Below are 24,685 nucleotides of genomic sequence, written 5' to 3'. Positions count from 1 at the left end.
GCGCCCATCTACTTCATAGTTCGACGGCTTGACTACGATTACAATACTAGGTGTCGCTATCGCTTCACCCCCGATTATAAATTCTACGTCAAAATAGAGTAGTGCTATCAATACTATGAATGAAAGTATCACTAACCAAATCTTTATCTTCAATGATATGGCCCCCTGGAATTTCTAACGCCCGCAGCACGGGCAAAGTTGAAGCGCAGCGGAAACTTTGTCCCTGTGCCTGCGTTTGTTAGGCATTCGATCTGCTTCACTCTTTAGTTGGCTTTATAGACATTAAAGAGCGCATAAGTAAAAAATCATCGGGCGCCTCGAAATCCAATTCCCCGTCGCCCCTCACAAAACCTTGAGCTAACCTCTCTTGGCTCAACGCGCTAGGCTTTAGGGGGTTATTAGCAAATGGATTGTGTAATATGCACAGACCATCTAGCAGGTGCTCATAGTACTCTGATTTTTTAGTATGCTTAATAGTAGGATGAAGTGAGCCGGGGTTAGGGTGATAGGTCGTAAACATTGTCATAGCTGTTGGATTGTCAGCAACGGCTCTAACCTTTCCCCACGTGGCAAGACTACTAAAAATAACAGCGCTTACGTCCGAATACTCAGGAGAACAAAAATATCCTAAATCAATATTTGCATTCTCATTCTTTACCACACCATCAACGTTGTAACTAATCATCTCAGGTGAACCAGTTTCAATAGTTTTCATTTCATCGTGATACAGCCCGTAAAGCGCACTAATGACAGGCCTCATAGCTGACATATGAGAAAATGGACGATCAAATGAAGCGATTGCAATAATAAATGGTTTATCTTGAACCTGAGGAAGCTTCGAATAGCGCTCTCTCAGCTTCCTAACTTTTGAGGTAAAGCTGTTACAGAKCCTAATAGTTGCTTCTTGATTGAAGCGATTGAAGTCGTCCGGCATAGAGTCCATAGAGTAGCCATGAGGCGGCTGTTGTCCCTGTGCGGGAGCGGAAATCGTAGCTTCAATACAGAACGGTAGCTCCGCATTTACCACAAAATCTGGAGCGTCATATTTAAAATCTACTGTGACTTTTAGCTCTTTAAGAAAAGCATGAATGTAAAGTTCCCATAAGCAGGGTTCGAAACTGGTTTGAAATTCATGGCAAAATTTACCATCTCGGTCTTCGAAGCCCTTAGACCAGTCTAGGAGAACTTTTCTTTCTGCCTCATAGTCACCATCTCGAATCATTTTGTAGACAGGATGTTGAGCATCTTTTTTCGCCACATCAGTAAATAGTGGTAGTTCGATCATGATTTATGCCTAACGCCCGGTTTAGGGGCGGCTGGAGCGAAGCGTAAGCAGTCCCAGCCGCACGTTTTTTGTGCGGCTATCTACAACCGCTTGTTAGGTGTATTGAATAACTGCATTTTTTGTATTTACCAAGACATTTTCAGCTACAGAGGAATTGATATTTTCCTCCTTTGGATAAAACGAGACACCCAAGTAGTGCTCGTAGTGTAAGGTGAAAATATTGCCTTCTATTTCTATATCCCAATACGCTTGATCAATCCCATCTAATCTATTCTTAAACTCACACTTATAAAGATTGCAAATAGCCGAAGCTGCTTTCTCAAACGAAATTCCGCCAAGATCCAAGGTTTTTACAACTCTTCCATTGGACCACTTCTTGTCAGCAATCTTGATCACAAGCACACCTAACAGCTAATTCATGCGACTCAGTCGCACTTTCGCCTGTCACCCTATCCCCAATAGAAACTGGATGAAGTTGGAGATGGAGGCTGTTGGAAGTACAGGGGAAATAGGCATGTTTTGACAGCTCCTTGTCTGGGGAAAGTGCGACGATTGTTTATTGAAGGTTTAATTTAATCTTTTTTATCTTACCGCGCAAGCTCTACTAACCTATTGAATTATTTAGAAAATATTATTCTTACACCGCAATTCCATACTTAGCGCTCAAGGGTTTCCCTTGAATACTGGGTGCCGCGTTAATTATCCGATACCAATACTCAGGCTCACAGCCAGCTACCACGCGCCCCTTGCCGCGCCCGGTGACAAGGGCATATAGATTACAGCCCAATTTAGCGGCACCCCAACCAAATGACACAATACAACCAGATCAAGTAAGCCATCATAGCACTTCGCTCGCTGGATACCGGCTCAAGGCCGGTATGACGCTGTAAGTAAACATGCAACTAGCGCGCTTGCCAACTACGAAGCACCGCTTTTAGCTCCCCCGTAGATACAGCCGAACGAAGGCTTATTTTATCGGTTGAGCACACAGGACGTGTGCGAGAGAATTGTCAGGGCATGGACGCCCTGTCAATCCGTGCCGTTAAAATTAGCTGGAGTGAGGGTACCCGCAGGGCTGAATATGTGGGGGCGCGCCTTTTGAGTACTTTTCGTCGCGAAACGAAAAGTACTTCGCCACGCCCGGCGACACGGGCATATAAAAAAGCCCGCTTTAGCGGCAGCCCAACCAAATACCACCGTATAACCAGATCTAGTAAGTCACCATAGCACTTCGCTCGCTGGATACCGGCTCAAGGCCGGCATGACGATGTAGCTTAGCCGGCGACTGAGGGCACACAAGGCGGACAAGCAACCAATGCTATCGTTTGGCAGCCACACTACTACGTAGGTAACAAAGCCACTGGATTCCGATTCAAGCCCGGAATGACGTTGCAGTAAGAAGAGTACCCCAAAAAAACCAAAAAGCCCCGTGCTGAATCCTCAGCACGGGGCTTTTAAAAAGGTACACGCCAAAGGCGCACACCTATAACTTAAAGCGATTTACGCTTTAAATTCCGCACGGCCTTTATAAGGCGCGCTGCCATTCAGTTCGGCTTCGATGCGCAGCAGACGGTTGTACTTAGATACGCGGTCTGAGCGGCACAGTGAACCGGTTTTAATTTGGCCGGCTGAGGTGGCAACCGCCAAATCGGCAATGGTGGTGTCTTCGGTTTCACCTGAACGGTGCGAGATAACGGCGGTGTAGCCGGCGTCTTGCGCCATTTTGATCGCGTCCAAGGTTTCAGACAGTGAGCCGATTTGGTTGAACTTGATCAGGATCGAGTTGGCGATTTTCTTATCGATGCCTTCTTTTAGGATCTTGGTGTTGGTTACGAACAAGTCATCGCCCACCAGCTGGATTTTATCGCCCAGGATTTTGGTTTGGTACGCCCAACCTTCCCAATCGCTCTCGTCCAGGCCATCTTCGATAGAGATGATAGGATACTTGTTGGTCAGCTCAGCCAGGTAGTCACTGAAACCTTCGGCGTTAAAGGTTTTGCCTTCGCCAGACAGGTTGTACTCGCCATCTTTGTAAAACTCAGAGGCGGCGCAGTCGAGTGCCAGAGTCACGTCTTCACCCAACTTGTAACCGGCATTGGCAACGGCGGTGCCGATAACAGCCAAGGCTTCTTCGTTAGATGGCAGGTTAGGAGCAAAGCCACCCTCGTCACCAACGGCGGTGTTCAGGCCTTTTTCGTTCAGTACTTTCTTCAGTGCGTGGAAAATTTCAGCACCTACTTGCAGCGCTTCGGCGAAGGTTTTTGCGCCTACAGGCTGAACCATAAACTCTTGAATGTCGACGTTGTTATCGGCGTGCTCACCACCGTTAACAATGTTCATCATCGGTACTGGCATGGTGTATTTGCCAGAGGTACCGTTAATGTCGGCAATGTGCGCGTACAAAGGCACACCTTTAGCAATGGCAGCAGCTTTAGCAGCGGCCAAAGATACGGCCAAAATGGCGTTGGCGCCCAGCTTAGATTTGTTTTCGGTGCCGTCGGCTTCGAGCATGGCGTTATCCAGCGCGCGCTGATCGGTCGCATCCATTCCCACCAGCAAAGGCTTGATGGTGTCGTTGATGTTGGCAACGGCTTTTAATACGCCTTTACCCAAGTAGCGAGACTTGTCGCCATCGCGCAGTTCCAGTGCTTCACGCGAGCCAGTTGAGGCACCCGATGGTGCACAGGCCGCGCCTACGGCGCCAGACTCAAGAATCACTTCAGCGCTAACGGTTGGGTTACCGCGGCTGTCCAGCACTTCAAAGGCTTTAATGTCTACTATCTTGCTCATTGGGGATTGGCTCCAATTGTCGTTTCAGTAATGTCGGTTAACTATACAAATTAGGTTAACGGGTTAACGTGGTGCTGATGTTACAAAATCGGGTTTTGCTGCCGCTATTTAATTTCCAGCGGCGCCATGGCTTTTACCAGCGCATCGATGCTTTGCATCTGCGCTAAAAATGGCTCTAGCTTATCCAGTGGTAAGGCACTGGGGCCATCGCACTTGGCGTTGTCCGGGTCGGGGTGAGCCTCTAAAAACAAACCGGCTAAACCCAGCGCCATGCCAGCGCGGCCCAACTCGGCCACTTGCTGACGGCGACCACCGGAGGCGGCGCCAAACGGGTCGCGGCACTGCAGTGAGTGGGTCACATCAAAAATCACCGGCGCACCGCCCGAGGCCTCTTTCATGGTGCTAAAGCCAAGCATATCGACCACGAGGTTATCGTAGCCGAAGTTGCTGCCGCGATCACACAGAATCAGGTTGTCGTTGCCACACTCGCGAAACTTCTCGCAGATGTTTTTCATCTGGCCTGGGCTTAAAAACTGTGGCTTTTTAATATTGATGACGCTACCGGTTTCAGCCATGGCCTGCACTAAATCCGTCTGGCGCGCTAAAAACGCCGGCAACTGAATAACATCGGCCACTTCACTTACGGGCTGGCACTGATAAATCTCGTGCACGTCGGTAATGACCGGCACGCTAAAGGTGCTTTTTATTTCCTGGAAGATTTTTAAACCCTCTTCCATACCCGGCCCACGAAACGAGTGGATGGATGAGCGGTTGGCCTTATCGAACGAGGCTTTAAAGACGTAGGGAATACCAAGCTTTTGTGTCGCCTCAACATAGGCCTCGGCGGTGCGCAGCGCTAAATCGCGCGATTCGAGCACATTCATGCCGCCAAACAACACAAACGGTAAGTTGTTGCCGACACTGACACTTCCGGCATCAGTACCGCCAATACGAACAGTTTTATCAGTCACAGAGATTCCTTAAAGTAAAATCCCGCAACGCGCAAAGCGTGCGGGATGATCGTGTTTTAGCCTTTGGCTTTAAGCGTAGCCGCAACAAAGCTGGTAAACAGCGGGTGGCCGTCCCGTGGGGTCGAGGTAAACTCGGGGTGGAACTGACAGGCGACAAACCACGGGTGATCGGCAATTTCGACCACCTCGACCAAGGTGTCATCCGACGACCAGCCGCCAATGCGCAAGCCCGCTTGCTGCAGCATATCAACGTAGTTGTTGTTGACTTCATAGCGGTGACGGTGGCGCTCGACAATCACATCATGGCCGTAAATTTCGCGGGCTTTAGAGTCTTTCACCAAACGACACTCTTGTGCGCCCAGGCGCATGGTGCCGCCTAAGTCCGATTGCTCGTCGCGTTTTTCTACGCGGCCGCTCTCGTCGGTCCACTCGGTAATCAAGCCGATCACCGGGTCTTTACAGTTGCGGTCAAACTCCGTGCTGTTGGCGTCTTTAAGGCCCACCACGTTACGCGCAAACTCGATGACTACCGACTGCATACCCAGGCAAATGCCCAAATACGGCACTTTGTTTTCACGGGCGTAACGCACAGCGGCCAACTTGCCTTCGACGCCACGGTTGCCAAAGCCACCGGGCACCAAAATAGCATCGGCACTTTTTAAGATCTCGACGCCTTCCTGCTCAATGCGCTCGGCATCGATGTAATCAATTTTTACGCGGGTGCGGGTGTGAATGCCGGCGTGACTCAAGGCTTCGTTAAGCGACTTATAGGCGTCCAGCAGCTCCATGTACTTACCCACCATAGCCACGGTAATTTCGTGCTCGGGGTTAAGCTTGCCATCGACGACCGCATCCCACTCGGACAAATCGGCCGGGCCGCAGCTTAAGCCAAATTGATCGACGACGATTTGATCTAGGCCAAACTCGTTCAGCAGGCGCGGAATAGAATAGATGGTGTTGGCATCGGGCACCGGTACCACGGCCTTTTCGGCGACGTTGGTAAACAGGGCAATTTTGCGGCGCGAGTCGTCGTCAATGGACACCTCAGAGCGGCACAACAATACCTCGGGCTGCAAGCCAATGGAGCGCAACTCTTTAACCGAGTGCTGGGTAGGCTTGGTTTTGGTTTCGCCAGCGGTGGCAATGTAAGGCACCAGCGTTAGGTGTACCAGCATGGAGTGCTGCGGGCCCAGCTCGACTTTAAGCTGACGCACGGCCTCCAAAAACGGTTGTGACTCGATGTCACCCACGGTGCCGCCGATCTCGACCAGCGCGACGTCCACATCGCGGCCGCCCTCTAAGATACGGCGCTTGATTTCGTCGGTAATGTGCGGAATCACCTGCACAGTGCCACCCAAGTAATCGCCACGGCGCTCTTTGCGCAGCACCGTCTCGTACACGCGGCCGGTGGTAAAGTTATTGCGGCGGGTCATGCGGTTGCGAATAAACCGCTCGTAGTGGCCTAAATCCAGATCCGTCTCGGCGCCATCTTCGGTGACAAACACCTCGCCGTGCTGGAATGGGCTCATGGTGCCCGGGTCCACGTTGATGTAGGGGTCGAGCTTCATGATGGTGACCGCCAGCCCGCGCGATTCCAAAATAGCCGCCAAAGAGGCCGAGGCAATGCCTTTGCCCAGCGAGGAAACAACACCACCGGTAACGAATATATATCGCGTCATGTAAAGCCTTGTAGAGGTTGATCAGTATGCGGTTAACCAGCACAAAGCCGGCAAGCGGGACCAAAACTGTACGAAACCGGCCGTATATGGCCTTAAAAAATCGTATAGAACCGCCCTAGAGATGGGGCGCCAGAATACCAGAAAGTGCCGTTAAGCTCAATTACAAAGGCACAAAAGAAACCGCTAATAGACGGAAATTTTGCCCTAACGGCGCTGAATGTCGGGCCACTGCCAACAAAGGGCCCAACCGGATTCCGCCCCACTCGCGGCAAAACGCTGGCACACCCAGTAATCGCCCACCACCGCGAGCTCACCGGCAATGTAAATAAGCGGCACCCGCGAGCGCAGCCATACCGGTACTTGATACTCCTGCAGCAGTTTTTTGAGCTGTTGTGAATGAGCGCGGCCGGCCGGCTGACAGCGCTCGCCACCGCAGCGCCACGCCACGGTAACCGTATCACCAAGCCAGTGCGCGGCAATGCCGGCGCCCGTTGCCGGGCGCCACTGCAGGCTATCACCACCGGGCAGGGGCAACGCCGCTGCCGTGTCAGACCAAACAATGACCGGCTCGCCAGGCGCCGGTTGCCATTGCAGCGGCACGCTAAGCGCCATTAGCCGACCATTAAAGCACTGCAAGCTAACCTGCCCCACGACCACCTCGGCCTGATGAGAACCGCCGTGGCCAAGCATCAATTGCGTATCAATTTGCGCCAGCGCATTGCGACTCGGCAGCTCGGCAAAATGTCGCTCTAACCAGTAGCGCAATACGTTGTGCCGCCGCGGTTCCGACATAGCCGCAAGCTCAATTAGCGGCAGGCTAAACCCCGCAGGCTCCGCCGTGCTGCCTAAACGCGACACATCCTCCGCCGCGTACTCGATGAGTAAAGCATCGCTGCGCCGCAGCAAATTAGCCGCGTCGGCCAGTGAGCGGGTCACCGCCGGCCAGCGCTGGCGCAGTACCGGCAATACCTGCTGGCGCAGATAATTGCGATCAAAGCGAACATCCTGATTAGATTCATCCTCTACCCAGGTTAAACCCTGCTCGCGGGCGTAGGCTTCCAGCTCAGCGCGCGTCACCTGCAACAGTGGCCGGTGCAGCTGCGCCCCGCCCAGCTCTCGGCTGGCCGCCATGCCACTCAGGCCCTTAGCGCCGGCGCCGCGCAGCAAGCGGTACAGCACCGTCTCGGCCTGGTCGTCTTGATGATGCGCCAGCAGCAATACATCAGCTGGCGCCAAACATTGATTAAAAGCCTGATAGCGAGCCTCGCGGGCGCGGGCCTCTACATTGCCAGCGTCGGCCTTCAGATCCGGGGTAATGACCGTCAGCTCGACCCCCAACGCCTGACACTGCTGCTCGCACTGGCGTTGCCAGTGCTCAGCGTTATGCGACAAGCCATGGTTGACGTGCACCGCCCGCACCGGCCACGCGGGTCGCTGCTGTACCACCCAGTGCAGCAGCGCGGTAGAGTCCAGGCCGCCACTAAAACCCACCCAGCAGCAGCCGGCTTCAGATGCCTGAAGCACAGCGTGGGGCAAGTGGGCGGCTAAGGCCATAGCGGGCTCCTTGGTGCGATAGTAAAGGTGGCCTAACATTAGCGAGGCCATATGAACACTGGGCAACATTAAAACGCAAAAGCGGGCACAACAAAACGACTCTTGCACCCAGGCGCCACAATCGCTAGTGTTTGCCACCCACTCGCCAAATAAATAACGAGCCGCATGAGCAAAGCAAAAGCCGTAAAAACCGCCCCTTATGGCCGCTGGGAGTCACCCATCGATGCCAGCACCCTAACCGCCAACGCCGTGCGTTTAGATGCACCGCAGCTGTGTAATGACGTGGCCTACTGGCTGGAGTCGCGCCCGGACGAAGGAGGGCGCAACGTACTGATGCGCCAGCAACTGGGCCGCGAGCCGCGCGAGCTGCTCGACGCCAGTACCAGTGTACGCACACGAGCCAATGAGTATGGCGGCGGCGCTTATCTGGCCACCGAAGACGCGGTGTTTGCCGTATTTGATAACGACCAGCGGGTGTACCAAATTCCGCTTAAGCAGGGCCACTCGCTGACCCCTGCACCTTTGACCCCTAAAGGCGATTATTGCTACAGCGACTTTTGTCTGGATAGCGAGCGCAACCGACTGATTGCCGTGCGCGAGGATCACTCGGCTGTGGGTGAACCGGTCTGCACGTTGGTGGCCATCGATTTGCGCGGCAGCCTCACGGTTACCGTTTTAGTCGAGGGGGCCGATTTTTACAGCAACCCGCGCTTAAACCATCGCGGCGACAAACTCTGCTGGCTAAGCTGGTGCCACCCTAATATGCCCTGGGATGGCACCCAATTAACACTGGCCGAGCTGGATGCGGGTGGCGAACTGCACACCCCCCAGGTGGTTGCCGGCGGCGATAGCGAATCGATTTTTCAACCCAGCTGGAGCCCCTCCGATCAGTTATTTTTTGTCAGTGACCGCAGCAATTGGTGGAACCTCTATCGCTACGATGACACGGGCACGGTTTGCGTGCTGCCGATGGACGCCGAATTTGCCACCCCACAATGGGTGTTTGGCATGTCGACTTACGGCTTTTGCGGCGACGATAAAATCCTGTGCACCTTTACCGAAAACGGTCAGTGGCAGCTGGGGCTTATTACCCCCAAAAAGACGCAAAAGGGTTACCGCTTTAGCGCGCTTAAAAGCCCCATGACGCAAATCAGTAACATCACCACCAGTGCCGAGCACTTAATGTTTATTGGCGCCAACGCCAACCGCGCGCCAGCGCTGTACCATTTACTGGCACACTCGATTGGCCACGCTGCCGCACCGCCGATGGCGATAGTGCGCCGCTCGCAAGCAGACATAGTCGAGCCGGCTAACTTAGCCACCCCCAAAGCCGTTAGCTACCCTACCAGCGATGGTGAAACCTGCCACGGTTTTTACTACCCACCGTGCAACGTCGGTTACCAGGCAGAGCCAGACACCCTGCCACCGCTTATTGTGATGTGTCACGGCGGTCCCACCGGCGCCACCAGCAGCGCCCTCAATTACAAACTGCAGTTCTGGACCTCGCGCGGCTTTGCGGTATTGGATGTAAACTACCGCGGCAGCACCGGCTACGGCCGCGACTATCGCGATAGTTTAAAAGCTCACTGGGGCGTTAAAGACGTCGCCGATGTGGTGGCCGGGGCGCAGTATTTAGTCGAGCAAAAACTCGCCCACCCCGGGCAACTGATTATTCGCGGCTCCAGCGCCGGAGGCTATACCGTATTAGCGGCGCTTACCTTTAGCGACACTTTTAGTGCAGGCGCAAGCCTATACGGCATTGGCGATTTAACCGCACTGGCCGAAGATACCCACAAGTTTGAATCGCGTTATTTGGATACACTGGTAGGCCCCTACCCCGAAACCAAACAGCGGTATCTGGATCGCTCGCCCATCACCCACATCGAGCAATTAAATTGCCCGGTGATTTTTTTACAGGGCCTAAAAGATAAGGTGGTGCCGCCGGCTCAGGCCGAGGCCATGGTAAAAGCGCTAACCGATAAAGGCATCGCCAACCAGTACGTTACCTTTGCCAACGAGGGCCACGGATTTCGCGCCGCCGACAGTATCGAGGAGGCCATAACCCGCGAGCTGGGTTTTTACCGCCGTGTATTTCACCTACCAGCTTAATTAAAAACACAGCGCACGGAAGCGCTTGGCTTAGCCCCTGCCCACCTCGTTGCCTCGCCCTCAGGCTGGCTGACACCCAACTAATCATTCGCCCCTCAACCTACCCACTGGTTCACAGAATTACGTCCACTCTTTGTTATTGTCGACAATAAATGATATACAAAGAGTCGGGCCGAGCGACTTATTGCACAGCCCATGGATATAAAAATAACGCAACAAGAGGCCACAATATGAAACACACCATTAGTACCTTAACTGCCCTGCTGCTATGCAGCTCGTCGTTTGCCGCCGACTGGGACGGCTTACCTGTCCCCGCCGATGCCGGCAGCGGCAACACCTGGCAACTGCAAAGCAACGTCTCGGACGACTTTAACTACTCGGCCCCGGCCAATGGTAAAAGCGCAGCCTTTTACGATCGCTGGTCCGAGGGTTTTATTAACGCCTGGCAAGGCCCGGGCCTAACCGACTACCACAACCCCAACTCGCGGGTTGAAAACGGCGAGCTGGTGATTCAAGCCACCCGCAAACCGGGCACCAATCAGGTGTACACCGGCGCCGTGCACACCAACGACAGCATCCAGTACCCGGTTTACATCGAAACCAGCAGTAAAATTATGGATCAGGTGCTGGCTAACGCCGTGTGGATGTTAAGCAGTGATTCCACCGAAGAGATCGACATTGTCGAGGCTTACGGCAGCAGTCGCCCCGATCAAACCTGGTTTGCCGAGCGTATGCACTTAGCCCACCACGTGTTTATCCGCGACCCGTTTCAGGATTACCAACCTAAAGACGCCGGCGCCTGGTACGCCGACGGCCGCTTATGGCGTGACCAATACAGCCGGGTTGGGGTTTACTGGCGCGATCCTTGGCACCTGGAGTATTACATCGACGGCCAATTGGTACGCACCGTATCCGGTGTAGACATGATTGACCCTTACGGCTACACCAACGGCAACGGTTTAAGCAAACCTATGCAAATTATCGTTGATGCCGAAGATCAGGACTGGCGCTCAGATAACGGTATTATCGCGACTGATGCCGATCTTGCCGACAGCAGCAAAAACCAGTTTTATGTCGATTGGATTCGCGTTTATAAACCGGTACCAGATGCCAACGGTGGCGGAGATAACGGCGGCGATAATGGTGGCGATAACGGAGGTGACAATGGCGGCGATAACGACATTACCAGCAGCGTCGACTTTGATAGCTTTTTTGCGACCGGCAAAGACGGCAGCGCCGTTGCCGGCGACAGCGTTAATGGCTTTAACCCCTCGGGTAATGGCAACATCAACTACAACACCGTAGGCGATTGGGCCGAGTACAGCATCAATCTACCCGAGGCCGGTGAGTACCGTTTAGAGCTGGACACGGCCTCGACAGTGAGCACAGGCCTCGGCGCCGACATCAGTATCGACGACGTGTTTGTCGGCACAGTTGCTATCTCGCAAACTGGCGGCTGGGAGAGCTATCAAACCTTTAGCCTTGCCAACACCATCAACATCGGTGCCGGCACCCACACACTGCGCGTACAAAGCGCAGGAAGCTCGCCGTGGCAGTGGAACGGCAACGCGATCCGCATGGTTAAAGTGGGCGAAGGCTCAAGCAACAACCAAACAACCACACCTACACCAAGCGAAATGATCAGCCTGGAGGCCGAAAGCTTTAACAGCACCGGTGGGCCGTACGACGGGTTTCAAACTTATACCCAAAGCGGTATCACAGCTACCAACTACAACCAGCGTGGCGACTACGCCGAGTACACCCTGTCGGTACCTACCGCAGGCAACTACAACGTGAGTGCTATTGTGGCGACTCCCGAAAGCGGTGCCGCCATGACGCTAACGCTAAACGGCAACGCGCTGGTTAGCTTAGACGTACCCTCAACCGGCGGCTGGAACACCTTTACCGAGGTTAACGCAAGCGGCGCCGTGGCGTTGCCCGCGGGCACTCACACCCTAAGAGTAACCAGCTCCGGCAACACCGCCAACACCTGGGAGTGGAACGCCGATCGCTTTATCTTTACACCGCAATAAATAACCAATGGGTGCGGCCGATACGGTCGCACCGACGCCTAGACTCGGCACACGGCCACCGGAACCGATTTAAACGCCGGTGTTTTACTGCGCGGGTCATGCTCGGTGCCAATAAGCACGTTAGCTTCGGGGTAATAGGCCATCAGGCTACCGGCAGGCAAATCAAAAGGCACCACCTCTACGGCTTTCATTTCCCCTTGAGGCGAGACAATATTCACTTTATCGCCTTTACTCACACTTAGCGTCTGGCAATCGGATTCTGACATCAACACACACCAGCGATGGCTGGTACCGCGATAGCTATCGGACTCTTCGTAAATAATTGAATTAAACTGCCCCTCACTGCGAATACTGGCCAGTAAAAATGGGTATTCGGCGTTGGCTGATTGAGTCAAGGCGTGCGTTTTAAAATGCCCACGCTGGCTTTGCGTGTTAAACACCGGCTTGTGCACCAGGCGGTTACCCACCACAAACTCTTGTTTGCTTGCGCCGATATCGGCCAGGGGCGCCATACCTGGAATAGTAGCGGCAATGGCTTTGCGCACTTTGTCGTGTTGCTCAAACGCGGCAAAATCCAAGGGGGAGTCGGGCAGTAAACGCCCACCCAGCTGAGCCAGTATACTTACCTCAGAGCGCACGTTATCCAACCGGGTAATACCGCCATCGCTTAAACGCACATAGTTAAACATGGATTCTTGCGTAGTGCTGTCCGGCTCTTCATCCCGGGCGCACACTGGCAAAATTAACGCCTCGCTGTTTTCCATACCGTTAAAATGGCCGCGATTTAAGGTGGTGGTGAGGTAGAGTTTAAAACCCACAGCATCCAGCGCGCGACGGGCAAACTCGGTATCGGGCGTGGCGGCAAATAAGTTGCCCCCCATCATTAAGGCGTTACTCATTTGTCCGGCCTCGGCCGTGCGTAAGCAGGCCAATGTATCCATACCTTTTTGCGTGGGTAAACTCACCCCCATATGCGTCTCGATAGCGTGCAATACGTCGTCGGCCAGCACCGGCTTGACTCCAATGGTACCAATACCCTGCACGTTACTGTGCCCACGCAGTGGCAACAGCCCAGCACCGGGCTTGCCCACCATGCCGCGCAGCATGGCAAGGTTAGCGATGGCCTCGACATTATCGGCGCCATTTAGATGGTGGGTAATACCCATGCCCCAAGCGAAGATAACATTGTCAGCGCGGGCATAATCGTCCACCAACTCACCCACGGCTTGTTCGGTTAAACCGCATCGCGCGAGCAGCTCGGTTAAATCTAAGGCCGCCAGGTAATCGCGGTACGCGGCAAAATCCTGAGTATGGTTTTGCACAAACTCAGCATTGTGCGCGTTTTGCTCCACTAGCATTTTTGCCATGGCCGTTAACAGGGCCAAATCGGAGCCGATTTTGGGCTGCAAAAAGCGCGAGGCAATCCAGGTGCCGCCCACCAGCATAGATTTGGGGCTTTTGGGTACCGCAAACTTCACTAGGCCCGGCTCTTTGGCGGGGTTAATAACCATCACTTTGCCGCCGCGGTCGCGCACCCCCTTGAGCTGATGCACAAAGCGCGGGTGATTAGAGGCGGGGTTGGCGCCAATCACAAACACCATATCGGCCAGCGCTAAATCCTCAAGCGCCACCGTAGCGGTGCCGGTACCCAGGGTGCTTTGCAGCCCCACCCCAGTGGCCTGATGGCAATAGTACGAACAGTTGGTGACGTTATTGCTGCCGTACAAACGCGCCATTAATTGCAGTAAAAAACCCGCCTCGTTCGACGAGCGCCCCGAGGCGTAAAAAAAACTCTGCTCGGCCGGCGCCGCGCTGAAGCGTTCGGCCGCTAACGTCAGCGCCTCGTCCCAGCTTAACGGCTGGTATTTAGCGCTGCCCGCCGGTTTATAAATTGGGGTGTTAAGCCGCCCCATGGTTTCCAGCTCACGGTCGGTAAGCTCGTTAAACTCATTAAGCGTGTGGTCAAACAGCTCGGCGGGAATAGGCGGTTGAATATCGGTGGATTGCGCCTGAATACTTTTATTACACACCGAGGGAAACTCGTCTTTCTCATTCACCATCCCACCGCGCTGCCCCCCCATACCCAGACCACAGGCTTTGCAGGCGTTGTGGCTTTTTAACGCTTTGGCCGAATCCAGCAAACCGATGCGCTTAATGGTTTGCAGGGTATATAAAACCTTTTTGGGCCCACCACCGACGATGGTTACCGGGGTTGTCGTTGCTTTCACCGAAATCTCCCATTAGCAGCTCGCGGGATATTCACCGACAGGCTGTTAAGTATTGTTAATTTGTGTTTGACTATGGCAAACCACACTTTGTAGACAATATACATTGTCGGAATTTTATCTAGTATGACGACAAGCGACTATCAATTTACCGCTCACAAAGGAAATAAAAATGACCTTAAAGCCTTTCGCGTTGGCCGTTGCCATAAGCGCAGCGCTCGGCAGCGCCTGTACTAGCCACAATGCCAGCACATCCAACCCCGCCCAGCAGGCAAGCGCACAGCTTGCGGCGCAACAGCTCCCGGCAACTCTGGTGGATGTTACCCGCGCCCAACAGCAAGGGTGGCTCACCGCCAAGCAAGCAGAGCTCAAGCTAACCTCAGATCCAGTGCTCAATATACGCTTTCCCGCCTCGGTGCACACTCCGGCATTTAACATAGAGCCGGAGACACCGTGGGATTTATCAAACCTCGATAACTACAACCTGGCCTTTGAAGTAAACAACCTTTCGCCGGTATCGACGCACTTTTACGTCGAGCTGTTCGACACCAGTGGCAGCAGCCAGTCGCGCGAGCTGAGCATCCCCAAAGGTTATCGAGGTAAGGTGTTTTTCCCGCTGGCGGGCGAGAAAGCCGCCACCGATAAAGGTATGTGGGCCAATCCCATGCCCTGGCCGTCTGACGAAATGAAAATGGTGTGGCGCTCGTGGCACCAAACTCTGGACATGAGCCAGATCAGCAAGATCTCGGTGTATACCATTGGCGTATTGCAAGATCGCACGCTCGAGATCGGGAATATAGTCCTGCGCCCCAACCCGGATGCAGGCGCCGACTGGACCACTCACCTGGTCGATCGCTTCGGGCAGGCCGCTAAAAAGCACTCCCCCCTGAAAGTGGAATCCGAAGCCGAGCTTAAAGCGCTTGCCCAACGCGAATTAAAACAGCTGGCCGAGCAGCCGGGGCCCGCCGATCGCTCGCGTTTTGGCGGCTACAAAGATGGCCCTAAGCTTGAGGCAACCGGCTACTTTCGCACCGAAAAAGTCGATGGCAAGTGGTGGATGGTAGATCCGGACGGCTATTTGTTTTTCTCCCATGGCCCGGCCAATGTGCGTATGTCTAACCTCACCACCCTAACCGGGGTGGATTTTAAAGACCCATCAGTACGCGTGGTGCACGCCGATGAAGTCACCCCGGAAGACTCCATGGGAATTATTAAGGTGTCGGACGAGGTGCGTGAAAGCCGCTATGTGATTAATGAAACCCGCCACGATATGTTTGAATGGCTACCCGGCTACGACGACCCGCTGGCCGATCACTACAGTTACCGCCGCTCGACCCACAAAGGGCCGGTGCCCCACGGTGAAACTTACAGCTTTTACCGAGCCAACCTGGAGCGTCGCTACGGCGAAACCGCGCCCGAATCCTATGTGAAAAAATGGGAAGAAGTAACTCTGGACCGGATGAACAGCTGGGGCTTTACCTCGTTTGGCAACTGGGTGGACCCGGCGTTTTACCCCAACCAGCAGGTACCCTACTTTGCCAACGGCTGGATTATTGGCGACTATCAAACGCTATCGGGCCACACCAACCACTGGGGCTTAATGCCCGACTTTTTTGATCCGGTATTTGCCGAGCGCGCCCGTGCCACCATCGAAGTGATTGCCAAAGACGTACAGGCATCGCCCTGGTGTGTGGGTATTTTTATCGACAATGAAAAAAGCTGGGGCGAGCGCGAAGGCAGCGTCGCAGAGCGCTATGGGGTGATTCTCGATGCTCTGAGTAAAAATGCAAACCAAAGCCCAGCCAAGCAAGCGTTTACCCAACGTTTACAAGCGCAATACTCCAGCATTAACGCGTTGAACCGCGCCTGGAATACCGACTTTAGTAGCTGGAGTGAGTTTGCCGAAAATGCCAGCACCGAGCAGCACTCGGAGGCACAAGTGGCCGACTTATCGACGCTGCTAGAGGCGCTGGGCGAGCAGTACTTTGAAGTAGTACACGGCACCCTTAAAGAGTACCTGCCGAATCACCTATACATGGGCGCACGCATGGCCAACTGGGGCATGCCCGACGAGATTATTAAGGCCTCTGTGAAATACACCGATGTGCTCAGTTTTAATATTTACGAAGAAGGCATGCAAACCCATCAGTGGGCCTTTTTAGAAGACATCGATTTGCCTGTGGTAATTGGTGAGTTTCACATCGGCGCCACCACCGACTCCGACAACTACCACCCGGGCATTGTCAGCGCCGCCAGCCAAAAAGACCGCGCGCGTATGTATAAAGCTTATATGGAGAGCGTACTCGAGAAAGATTACATGGTAGGCGCGCACTGGTTTCAGTATGTGGATGAACCTGTTACCGGCCGCGCTTTTGACGGTGAAAACGCCAACATTGGCTTTGTCACGGTAACCGACATCCCCTACCCAGAGATGATCAAAGCCGCCAAGGACATTAACTACAACCTCTACCCCAAACGCTACGGTCAATAACCGCTTGGGCACACTTTACCCCGCCCGCGGGCGGGGTCTTTTTAACCGTGTTACCGCTCGTTAAAAATCTGCTGCTTTGTAGGGCGTGGCTCGCCCTTCGGTTTTAGCGCGTACCTTGGCAACCTCAGCTTCGGTGTAGGCACTGCCAGAATCCAACGTATTGCCCCAACTGTTGCGAATGTAAGTAGCAATAGCGGCCAAGTCCTTATCACTAATATCGGCCCGAGCGGCAAAGCCCGGCATCACCGCTTGGGTATTCCAGTAGTGCACATCCACCCAAATTGGGCCGCTTAAGCCGTGCAGCAGCACTTTAGCCAGTGTCTCTTTATTGCTTACCCACTGACTGTTCCAAAACGTTGGCCCCAGCCCCGGCACCCCATTGCCGTGCGCTCCGTGACAGCCGGCGCAAGCGGTGCGACCGTTGTACAGTTTTTTGCCCTCGTCATAGAGCGCTTTACCCGACTTGGAAAGTTGCTCGCGGTTGCTGGCATCCTGTCGTTTTTTGCCTAAATTGTTGAGCGCGTACATCACCTGTGCATCAGGGTAGTCATCCTCAATACGGGCGATAAAAGCATCGGCATCGTCGCCCAAGCCACTGATCACCGCCTCGCGGGTGTAGGGTTTATCAAGATAGGCATCTAACACCTGCTTTGACACATCGGTGCCGCCTTTGATGGCCGATACCGATACCGCCGCCTGTAACGCGCGCGGGTAACCCGATTGCGCCAGGCTCAGCAACAGCGTGTGATAAGCCTTGTGGTCTTTTTCCGGGAGAGCCTCGCCGACCGCAGCGGCCGCCATGGCCACCTGGTCGTTCTCGCTGGCCATAAAGGTTTTTACCGTGGCAAGATCGATTTCGCCCAGGCCGTACAAAGCCCATAAGCTATTCACGATTCCCACGGGGTCTGGCAACTGTTCAAGTTGTTTGCGGATCGATGCCGCGCTGGCCTTAGCGTTGCGCTCTATCAATAAGCGACGCGCGGTATCTCGCTGCCAAGCGTTAGCGTGTGCCAGTAAGGCAACCAACTCGGCGTTGTTAGCCGACGCTAAATTGGCCACTTTGGCCGCCTCATTGGCCTGCCAGCGTAGACGATAAATGCGCCCCATGGTGTTATTGTTTTTGTCCAGCTCACGGTCATCAATTTGCGCGGCAAGGTAACTGGTTAAAAACTCTTTATGCTGCAAAATACCGTGGTACATATCCAGTATGTACACAGTGCCGTCGGGTGCATTGTATAAATTAACGGGCCGAAAACGCTCATCTTGTGAGGTAAACAACTCTTGTTTTGGGTAAACGGGCTTGCCCGTAAGCTCCCCCTCCCCTTCATTAATAAAGCGCGCGCTGATTAAATTGGCCGCGGGCTCTGGGGTTAACCCCATGCCGTAGAACTTTTTCGGGAAGTTACTGCCCCGGTACACCAGGCTGCCACTGGCGGCGGTGAACCCCACAAGCTTGCCGCGATCGGGCCCATCGGCTACCAGCATGCCCTCCATATAACCGCGGTTAATACCGGGGTTCATACGGCTGGGGTAAACGTAAATATCACCTATAGAGTGAGCTGGCATTTCTGGCCAATAACCTGGATTTTTGCGGAGCGAGCCTGGCCGTAAATACTCGCCATGAATAGGCGAACTATTACCGTTATGGTACAGGCGCCCATAATCATCCATGCTTAAGCCCCACTGGCCCCGATAATCTGTCTCGGCGCGCACTAGCTTCCAGTACTGATTGCGGTAAATCTCTTCGCTACCTTCTGGCAGCTCGGCCGTAAGCGGTAGGGTTTGGTATTTTTTGTTACTTTTTGCGTTGTAATACCAGTTGTCGATACCATAGAGCATGGTATTGGGTTTGTGCTCAACATTGCCGCCCTCGGCATAGTTCGGGTCCACCACCTCACGAATACCCGGGGTTAGAACGCCGTCTTTTTCCAGCACCTCGGTAAAGTACAGGGATGTTTGATCCGCGTAGAAAATGCCTCCCTCTACCAGTGAAATCGTGCGCGGTAAGATAATATCGCTAAGGAAAATACGGCGTTTATCCACCGCACCATCACCGTCGGTGTCTTCCAGCACAGCGATATTACCCTCAGGCTTCATTTCCCCCTCACCACGCACATCGGGCATATAGGTGGTCATCTCGGCCACCCACATTCGGCCTTTTGCATCAAAGCTCATGGCTACCGGATTAAAAACATTGGGCTCGGATACGACAGGCTCCACCACAAACCCAGGTTGCAGGTTAAAACTTTTTAGCGCTTGCTCTACATTTAGTACCGGGGCTTCGGGGATTTCGTGCTTAGGGATAACATCGCGCATTTCATGACCGTCGCGATCGCCCTTAAAGCCCGTGTCCGACTCTTCAGCCGCTACCGAAACTGCGCCACAAAGCACCACGCTTAAGGCGGTCACGAGAAGTTTTAGGTGGCTCATGTTAGTGCTCTTCGATTGAGATATTGCGGAATTTAACGGTATAGGCGGTATCACCACGCTGCGCAAAGCCCTGGCTGCCGTGGTGCTGAATGCCAATAAAACCTTCACTTAAATGAGTATCTTTAACGTGGGTGGTTAGTACATCATTCACCCAGATTTTTATGTCGGGCCCACGGGCGCTAATTTTGTAGTGGTTCCACTGGCCCGCCTTAAACGCGGTGGCTTTCTCTTCTGTCCAGTCGGGCGAATAGTTTTCTTTTAGGTGATCGCCTGGCGCTGAGCGCTCGGCATGGGCCGGAAACAACCACTGCCGCGGGGTCGCCTGCTCGTACAAACCGCCGCTCCAGCGGCGATCGGAAGGGTCGACCTCAGCTTGATAACCGAAAGCAAACTGACTCTCTATGTCGGCCGAGTATTCGGTTTGCGCGCGAAAAATAATACCTGAGTTAATAAACTCACCCTCCACCTCGGGCACAATAACCTCAAGCTCCAGGGTAAAGTCCCGATAGCGTTTTTTGGTCAGCAGAAACCAATTATCGCTCGAAAGTAGATGTATCTCGCCACCCAGCCAGTGAGCCTCGCCAAACGACGAAACATTCATCCACAAGTTTTGATCGTGAGTAATATCGACCGGATCGGCCGATACAGAAAGGCTCGCCGCCGCACTGAGCAGTGCGGCGCAAAGTAGCGATTTGCGCATCTATTTATCCTTGTTGTTTTGTTAGTTGCAGGTCACCTGCTCGGGCGGAAACGCCGCCAGCCGAACGCCAGAGATTTCTAGCTCTAGGTTACCGTCAGTATGCAACAACATCATAGAGGTGAGTTTGCTGAAGTCAACATCTCCGCCTTTAAAGCATTGTAAAGGCAGAGGTAGGCTCACCCATTCTTTTTTAGGTAGTTTGCGTAATACGTTTTTTAGTGGGATGGAAGCCCGGCTCTCCCAGTTCCAGTTACTCTCGATCGAGAGGGTCACATGCTCTTTGGGTCGTTCAAGCACCTTGAGGTCTATCACCAGTGCCGCCTGGTCTTTAATTTCAGCCAAATCGATGAAGCCTTCTTTGTTAATTAAGCTGACCGTAGAGACGGCTTCGTTTTGGCCACCCCACTCGGTAAGCACTTTCTTTTTGTTCCAGATGAAGCGCACCGCATCACCATCGGTTTCGCGTGTAGCGCGCTCGGCCACTAAACTATTCTTTACCGTTGCACCGGCTTTGTTCTCTAATAACACCTGACCAAACTGCAGGCTGAGCTCCCAGGGCTTGACGGCATCACCTTGATCAATATAAAAAATATTGTGATTCAGCGGATCTTGAGCATAGGTGCTTAACGCCAGGCAAGACAGTGCGAAGGCTGTGACCAGGTTTTTTATCGTTTTCATGTATCACCTCAATATCAGTTAGTGTCCGACGGTGTTTTTTTGTCCTTTTTGATTTGCCAAAAACTCAACGATATCCCTAACGTTTTCTTTCTCAAGCATTAGCCCCATAGGCGGCATGCCGGAGCCTGAAAAACTCTGCTTGGCAATAATCTTACTAGGGATGACTTTTTCGTCGTCAGTGTCGGTCACAACCGTGATGCTGGTATCGCTCTCCGCGACAAAGCGCCCCTCTATCACTTCGCCACTGGTGAGGGTTACCGTGGTGCGACCAAACCCCGGGGCTACCCGCGCTCCCGGTGCGACCATCGCCTCAATGAGTTGATAACGGCTTAATCGGCTACCGATATCGGTAAGCTCGGGCCCCACTGGTGAGCCAAAATCGCCCATCACGTGACAGCGAACACACTGAGCCGTGGTGTTGTAAAAGAAAAACAGTTTACCCATATGGGCATCGCCGCCTTTCAGTGTCTCGATATACTGGGCGGTCATATCGCCGACGGGTTTGGATTGCTTATATGCCTGCAACAATGTTTGCACCTGGAGACTTTGTTTAGTGCCGGCCGCCTGCACCAACTCAAGCTGTACCTCAGGAGCTATACGCTCATCCAGTAACAATTGCAGCTGCCGGGCAATTAAGGCGTCAGCCTCAGGCGCATGAACTTTTGCCAGAGCGGTATAGGTTTCTTGCTGCTCGCCAGAGCTGCCTTTTTGCAGTAACAGCTGGTACATCTGCACTTTATCGGCAGCGGCGATATCCAACTCGGGAATCAAGCCCAGCGCGGCGCGGCGTACACTTTCGGCGCTGTCTTTTAGCGCTAGAAACACCGCCGTTTTTAGTTCGCTATAACCCAACCGATGTAAGTTTTCCAGTGCCGCACGACGCACGTTGGCCGCGCTGTCGTTTTGCACCAAAGCGGCCAGAATAACGCCGCCCTCACTGAGCCCCAAACGGCCCACGGCGTTGGCGGCCGCCTCGCGCAGCTCGGGCTCGGGGGCCTGAAGTAAACTCGCGTACTCAGGCTCGAGCGCCGCTATCGCCGCCGTGGACTCGGTGGGTCGCTCGCCCCGGTAAAGCCCGCTCACTCTGTCGTACACAGACGGCTTTTGCCACACGCTTAACGCATTGAGCGCCTCGGCGCGCACCACGGCCGAATAGCGTTTATTACCAGCAAAGGCCACCAACCGCTGCGCACTTTGTGCATCCGCTATAAAAGCATTGGCATTGATCGCGCGGCGCAGCAAAGGCTCGTTGCTAAAGCGTGGCTCAGGCAGCAGTCCGGCCAGTGCCGGTAATGCAGCGTCAACAAAAGCGTCGTCGTTGATGGCCCGGGCAGCGTTGGTTACCACATACTCGTTGTCGTCCTGTAAAAACGCCGCAAGCCTTGGGCTTGCCGACCGGTTTAACGCGATAACGGCGGCCACTCTTACCGCCACCGAGGGGTGCTCGGCTAGCTCACCCAACGCTTGCTCTTGCCCTAAACGTGCCAGGGCAATGGCGCCGGCTTGGCGCAGGTAGACATCACTGTCGTTGTTGTCCTGCAGCATTGCCACAATTGCCGCAAACGATGACGTCGCGCCAATGCGCCCCAGCGCCTGGGCGGCAAACATTCGCACTCGCGCACTCGGGTGGGTGAGATTTTCACGCAACGCAGGCTCGGCGTCGGGATAAGGGGTATCACCAAGCGCCTTGGCAGCCTGTGCGCGAATCTCGTCATCGGCGTCTTGCAAGAGCGGCATTAAAGGTTTCGCAAGCTGTGAGTCGTGCCGCGCCAACTGGCCCACCCCCCAAATGGCGTGAATGCGCCCCAGTTGCGATTCGCCCGCCAGCGCCGCTATCAGGTTTTTCTGATCACCGCGCGCGGCCAGCTCAAACTGCGCTTTACTGCGCACGCGCTGATCGGGGTGAGATAAATACGCGGTTAACTGTGTGGCGGATAGCTCGCTAAACGACTGCTGCAACAGCTGTTGGGTTTGCGCTCGTAATGGGTGCGGTGTGTCGGCATCCAGTTTCCAGATACGACCGGTGTTATTAACTTTCCACCCATCGACCCAGTCGGCCGTATAAAGTGCGCCGTCCGGGCCCACATCCAGGCCCGTGCTCTGAACGCCGCGCATAAAGGTTTTATCTTCGCCAAGCTTAAAGCCGGCACCATCGGGCTCTAGGGTAAAGGCATTAATACCCGAATTACCGGGCGTGCCGGTAAACTGCACCAAAAAAAAGTAATCTTGCCACGTCTCATTGAGCGCCGTACCTGGGTTGTAAACCATCCCGGTGGGGCCGCCATAAAAAGGTTTGATAGGCGGCAAAATCAATGCCGACTGCTCGGCAAACCGGCTTTTGTGGTAGCCCTCGTCGGTCCAGACTTTATAGCGGTTGTTTGTGGGGTCGGTGTATTTGCCAAACTGCCAGTGGGTGCGCCAGCCGGTATCCGAGCCATCGATCAGGTATACCAACCGCTCAAACTCCCCGGCATGGTCGCCGTCGTTATCCGAGCTAATCAGGTTACCGTATTTGTCGAAGGTAAATTCATGAGTATTGCGCAGGCCGGTCGCAAATACCTCAAGGTGGCTACCGTCAGGCTCACTGCGCACAATCACCCCCTCGTGCGGGTGCTTATGGCGCTTGCCTTCCAGGTCGGTAATATCGGCACCGATATCGCCTATGCCATAGTAAATACGCCCGTCGGGGCCTTTAGTCACACCCGACATATTGTGGCCGCTAAAGCCAATGTGCACGCCAAAGCCCTCGGCTAGCGACGTTTTTTGATCCAGATACCCATCTCCGGTGCTGTCGCTGGCGCGCCAGGCGTTGGGTGCAACGGTTAAGTACAGCGAATCGGTCGCGTTATCGTAGTAAACGCCTCCCAGCACATCACTCACCAGCGTTGAAAAGTCCTCTAGTACGGTTTGCGCCCGATCGGCGCGCCCGTCGCCATCGGTATCGGAAACTTTTAACACCTCCTCTTTGACGACGGCCAAATCGCGCCAATCATGCTTACCATTGCTATTGCGATCGGGTACATCGTCCGGCCCCAGGTTGCTCGACTCGGCAAAGTAGTGCTTTAAAAATTCACCGCGCTCGGCCACCGACGTAAACGACAGCGTGTCCGCGTGCCATTGCGGCCACCCGCGAATATCAAATTCAGAGTTATTGCTGCGATTCGTAATCGTCACCCAGGCGTTGCCCTGCCAATCCATACTCAGGGCCACCGGATCGTCGATGAGGGTGTCGCCGGCCCATAGCTGAAGGTTAATGCCCGGCGCGAGTTTCTCCATCAAGCTTGCGCTCGCCTTCTGTGCCGCATCGCTCGCTTGCAGCGCCGACATATGCGTAGTCTTTAGCTTAGAGCCAGATTTGGCGGGGTGCCCTGCACCTTCTGTATGAGCCCCAAAGGCAAAAGGCGCCAGCAAAAGGGCGATCAGTTGAAAACGCGGCCTATAACGCATAAGAGTCCTCTCTGGTTAGCTGCTCTCCCGGGCATTGAGCTAACCGGAGGCCGCTATTCATTATTATTGATTCCTATATCAGGCTCAGCTAAATTTAACGGAACCTAGCCACCACAGCTGCGGCCCGAGGCCTTATACTTATTACCAATAACCATAACCTCATTAATAACAAGCTTACCACTCAGGCCCATTGTATACAATCTGCTATTGACAATAGCCAAATAATCTTTAATTATCTACCTTGGGAACAAAAAGAGCGGATAGCATAAATGAGCCGCACCCTAAAACTTGCT

14 protein-coding genes are annotated in these 24,685 nt (G+C 54.0%); 3 read left to right on the top strand and 11 right to left on the bottom strand.

What is annotated here, in order from left to right; all coding sequences use genetic code 11:
• Window positions 1-256: 256 nt before the first annotated feature.
• From SD69_RS07560 to tilS, 6 genes are all read right to left on the bottom strand, one after another.
• Window positions 257-1,285, bottom strand: coding sequence for a hypothetical protein (locus SD69_RS07560; RefSeq protein ID WP_041522732.1), 1,029 nt, complete (start codon window positions 1,283-1,285; stop codon window positions 257-259).
• 93 nt (window positions 1,286-1,378) lie between these two features.
• Window positions 1,379-1,681: a DUF3630 family protein gene (locus SD69_RS07555; protein ID WP_041522731.1), complete on the bottom strand. Its 303-nt coding sequence runs from the start codon at window positions 1,679-1,681 to the stop codon at window positions 1,379-1,381.
• Between the two features lie 1,104 nt (window positions 1,682-2,785).
• Window positions 2,786-4,075 (bottom strand): phosphopyruvate hydratase, encoded by a 1,290-nt coding sequence (gene eno, locus SD69_RS07550; RefSeq protein ID WP_041522730.1) that lies wholly within the window; start codon window positions 4,073-4,075, stop codon window positions 2,786-2,788.
• Window positions 4,076-4,179: 104 nt separating this feature from the next.
• Window positions 4,180-5,046 carry a 3-deoxy-8-phosphooctulonate synthase gene (kdsA, locus tag SD69_RS07545; RefSeq protein WP_041522729.1) on the bottom strand — a complete coding sequence of 289 codons (867 nt, stop codon included), beginning with the start codon at window positions 5,044-5,046 and terminating at the stop codon, window positions 4,180-4,182.
• 56 nt (window positions 5,047-5,102) lie between these two features.
• Entirely contained in the window at window positions 5,103-6,725 is a 1,623-nt protein-coding gene (locus tag SD69_RS07540) for a CTP synthase (RefSeq protein WP_041522728.1), read from the bottom strand.
• Between the two features lie 204 nt (window positions 6,726-6,929).
• Window positions 6,930-8,279 (bottom strand): tRNA lysidine(34) synthetase TilS, encoded by a 1,350-nt coding sequence (tilS, locus tag SD69_RS07535; protein ID WP_198144068.1) that lies wholly within the window; start codon window positions 8,277-8,279, stop codon window positions 6,930-6,932.
• 165 nt (window positions 8,280-8,444) lie between these two features.
• On the opposite strand from tilS, the gene SD69_RS07530 reads away from it, so the two are divergent.
• Both SD69_RS07530 and SD69_RS07525 read left to right on the top strand, forming a co-directional pair.
• A complete protein-coding gene (locus tag SD69_RS07530; protein ID WP_041522727.1) occupies window positions 8,445-10,388 on the top strand; it encodes a S9 family peptidase in 1,944 nt (647 codons plus the stop codon).
• 230 nt (window positions 10,389-10,618) lie between these two features.
• Window positions 10,619-12,421, top strand: a complete 1,803-nt coding sequence (locus SD69_RS07525; RefSeq protein ID WP_041522726.1) for a carbohydrate-binding protein — start codon at window positions 10,619-10,621, stop codon at window positions 12,419-12,421.
• A gap of 38 nt (window positions 12,422-12,459) precedes the next feature.
• Here SD69_RS07525 and SD69_RS07520 read toward each other — a convergent pair whose 3' ends face one another.
• The gene (locus tag SD69_RS07520; RefSeq protein ID WP_041522725.1) at window positions 12,460-14,649 is read right to left on the bottom strand and encodes an FdhF/YdeP family oxidoreductase; all 2,190 of its coding nucleotides are present in this window, start codon (window positions 14,647-14,649) and stop codon (window positions 12,460-12,462) included.
• A gap of 169 nt (window positions 14,650-14,818) precedes the next feature.
• Here SD69_RS07520 and SD69_RS07515 point away from each other — a divergent pair, with 169 nt between their 5' ends.
• Window positions 14,819-17,137: a beta-galactosidase gene (locus tag SD69_RS07515; RefSeq protein WP_041522724.1), complete on the top strand. Its 2,319-nt coding sequence runs from the start codon at window positions 14,819-14,821 to the stop codon at window positions 17,135-17,137.
• Window positions 17,138-17,197: 60 nt separating this feature from the next.
• Here SD69_RS07515 and SD69_RS07510 read toward each other — a convergent pair whose 3' ends face one another.
• Genes SD69_RS07510 through SD69_RS07495 form a run of 4 tightly spaced genes read right to left on the bottom strand, consistent with a single transcriptional unit; the run spans window position 17,198 to window position 24,392 of the window.
• A complete protein-coding gene (locus tag SD69_RS07510) occupies window positions 17,198-19,567 on the bottom strand; it encodes a PVC-type heme-binding CxxCH protein (protein WP_041522723.1) in 2,370 nt (789 codons plus the stop codon).
• Between the two features lies 1 nt (window position 19,568).
• Window positions 19,569-20,267, bottom strand: a complete 699-nt coding sequence (locus SD69_RS07505; protein WP_041522722.1) for a 3-keto-disaccharide hydrolase — start codon at window positions 20,265-20,267, stop codon at window positions 19,569-19,571.
• A gap of 21 nt (window positions 20,268-20,288) precedes the next feature.
• A complete protein-coding gene (locus SD69_RS07500; protein ID WP_041522721.1) occupies window positions 20,289-20,945 on the bottom strand; it encodes a putative glycoside hydrolase in 657 nt (218 codons plus the stop codon).
• A gap of 18 nt (window positions 20,946-20,963) precedes the next feature.
• Window positions 20,964-24,392, bottom strand: a complete 3,429-nt coding sequence (locus SD69_RS07495) for a HEAT repeat domain-containing protein (RefSeq protein WP_084591512.1) — start codon at window positions 24,390-24,392, stop codon at window positions 20,964-20,966.
• Window positions 24,393-24,685: the final 293 nt, after the last annotated feature.

Origin of the sequence: Gilvimarinus agarilyticus (genome assembly GCF_000832015.1) — a bacterium.
GTDB lineage: Bacteria > Pseudomonadota > Gammaproteobacteria > Pseudomonadales > Cellvibrionaceae > Gilvimarinus > Gilvimarinus agarilyticus.
Note: the sequence above shows the minus strand (reverse complement) of the source record. Positions and strands in the feature narration are given on the sequence as shown.

Bases quoted from the DNA above. Each gene is read 5' to 3' on its own strand.
- SD69_RS07530 (WP_041522727.1), top strand. From the start codon at position 8,445: ATGAGCAAAGCAAAAGCCGTAAAAACCGCCCCTTATGGCCGCTGGGAG.
- SD69_RS07510 (WP_041522723.1), bottom strand. From the start codon at position 19,567: ATGAGCCACCTAAAACTTCTCGTGACCGCCTTAAGCGTGGTGCTTTGT.
- SD69_RS07525 (WP_041522726.1), top strand. From the start codon at position 10,619: ATGAAACACACCATTAGTACCTTAACTGCCCTGCTGCTATGCAGCTCG.
- SD69_RS07515 (WP_041522724.1), top strand. From the start codon at position 14,819: ATGACCTTAAAGCCTTTCGCGTTGGCCGTTGCCATAAGCGCAGCGCTC.
- SD69_RS07540 (WP_041522728.1), bottom strand. From the start codon at position 6,725: ATGACGCGATATATATTCGTTACCGGTGGTGTTGTTTCCTCGCTGGGC.
- SD69_RS07500 (WP_041522721.1), bottom strand. From the start codon at position 20,945: ATGAAAACGATAAAAAACCTGGTCACAGCCTTCGCACTGTCTTGCCTG.
- SD69_RS07495 (WP_084591512.1), bottom strand. From the start codon at position 24,392: ATGCGTTATAGGCCGCGTTTTCAACTGATCGCCCTTTTGCTGGCGCCT.
- tilS (WP_198144068.1), bottom strand. From the start codon at position 8,279: ATGGCCTTAGCCGCCCACTTGCCCCACGCTGTGCTTCAGGCATCTGAA.
- SD69_RS07505 (WP_041522722.1), bottom strand. From the start codon at position 20,267: ATGCGCAAATCGCTACTTTGCGCCGCACTGCTCAGTGCGGCGGCGAGC.
- eno (WP_041522730.1), bottom strand. From the start codon at position 4,075: ATGAGCAAGATAGTAGACATTAAAGCCTTTGAAGTGCTGGACAGCCGC.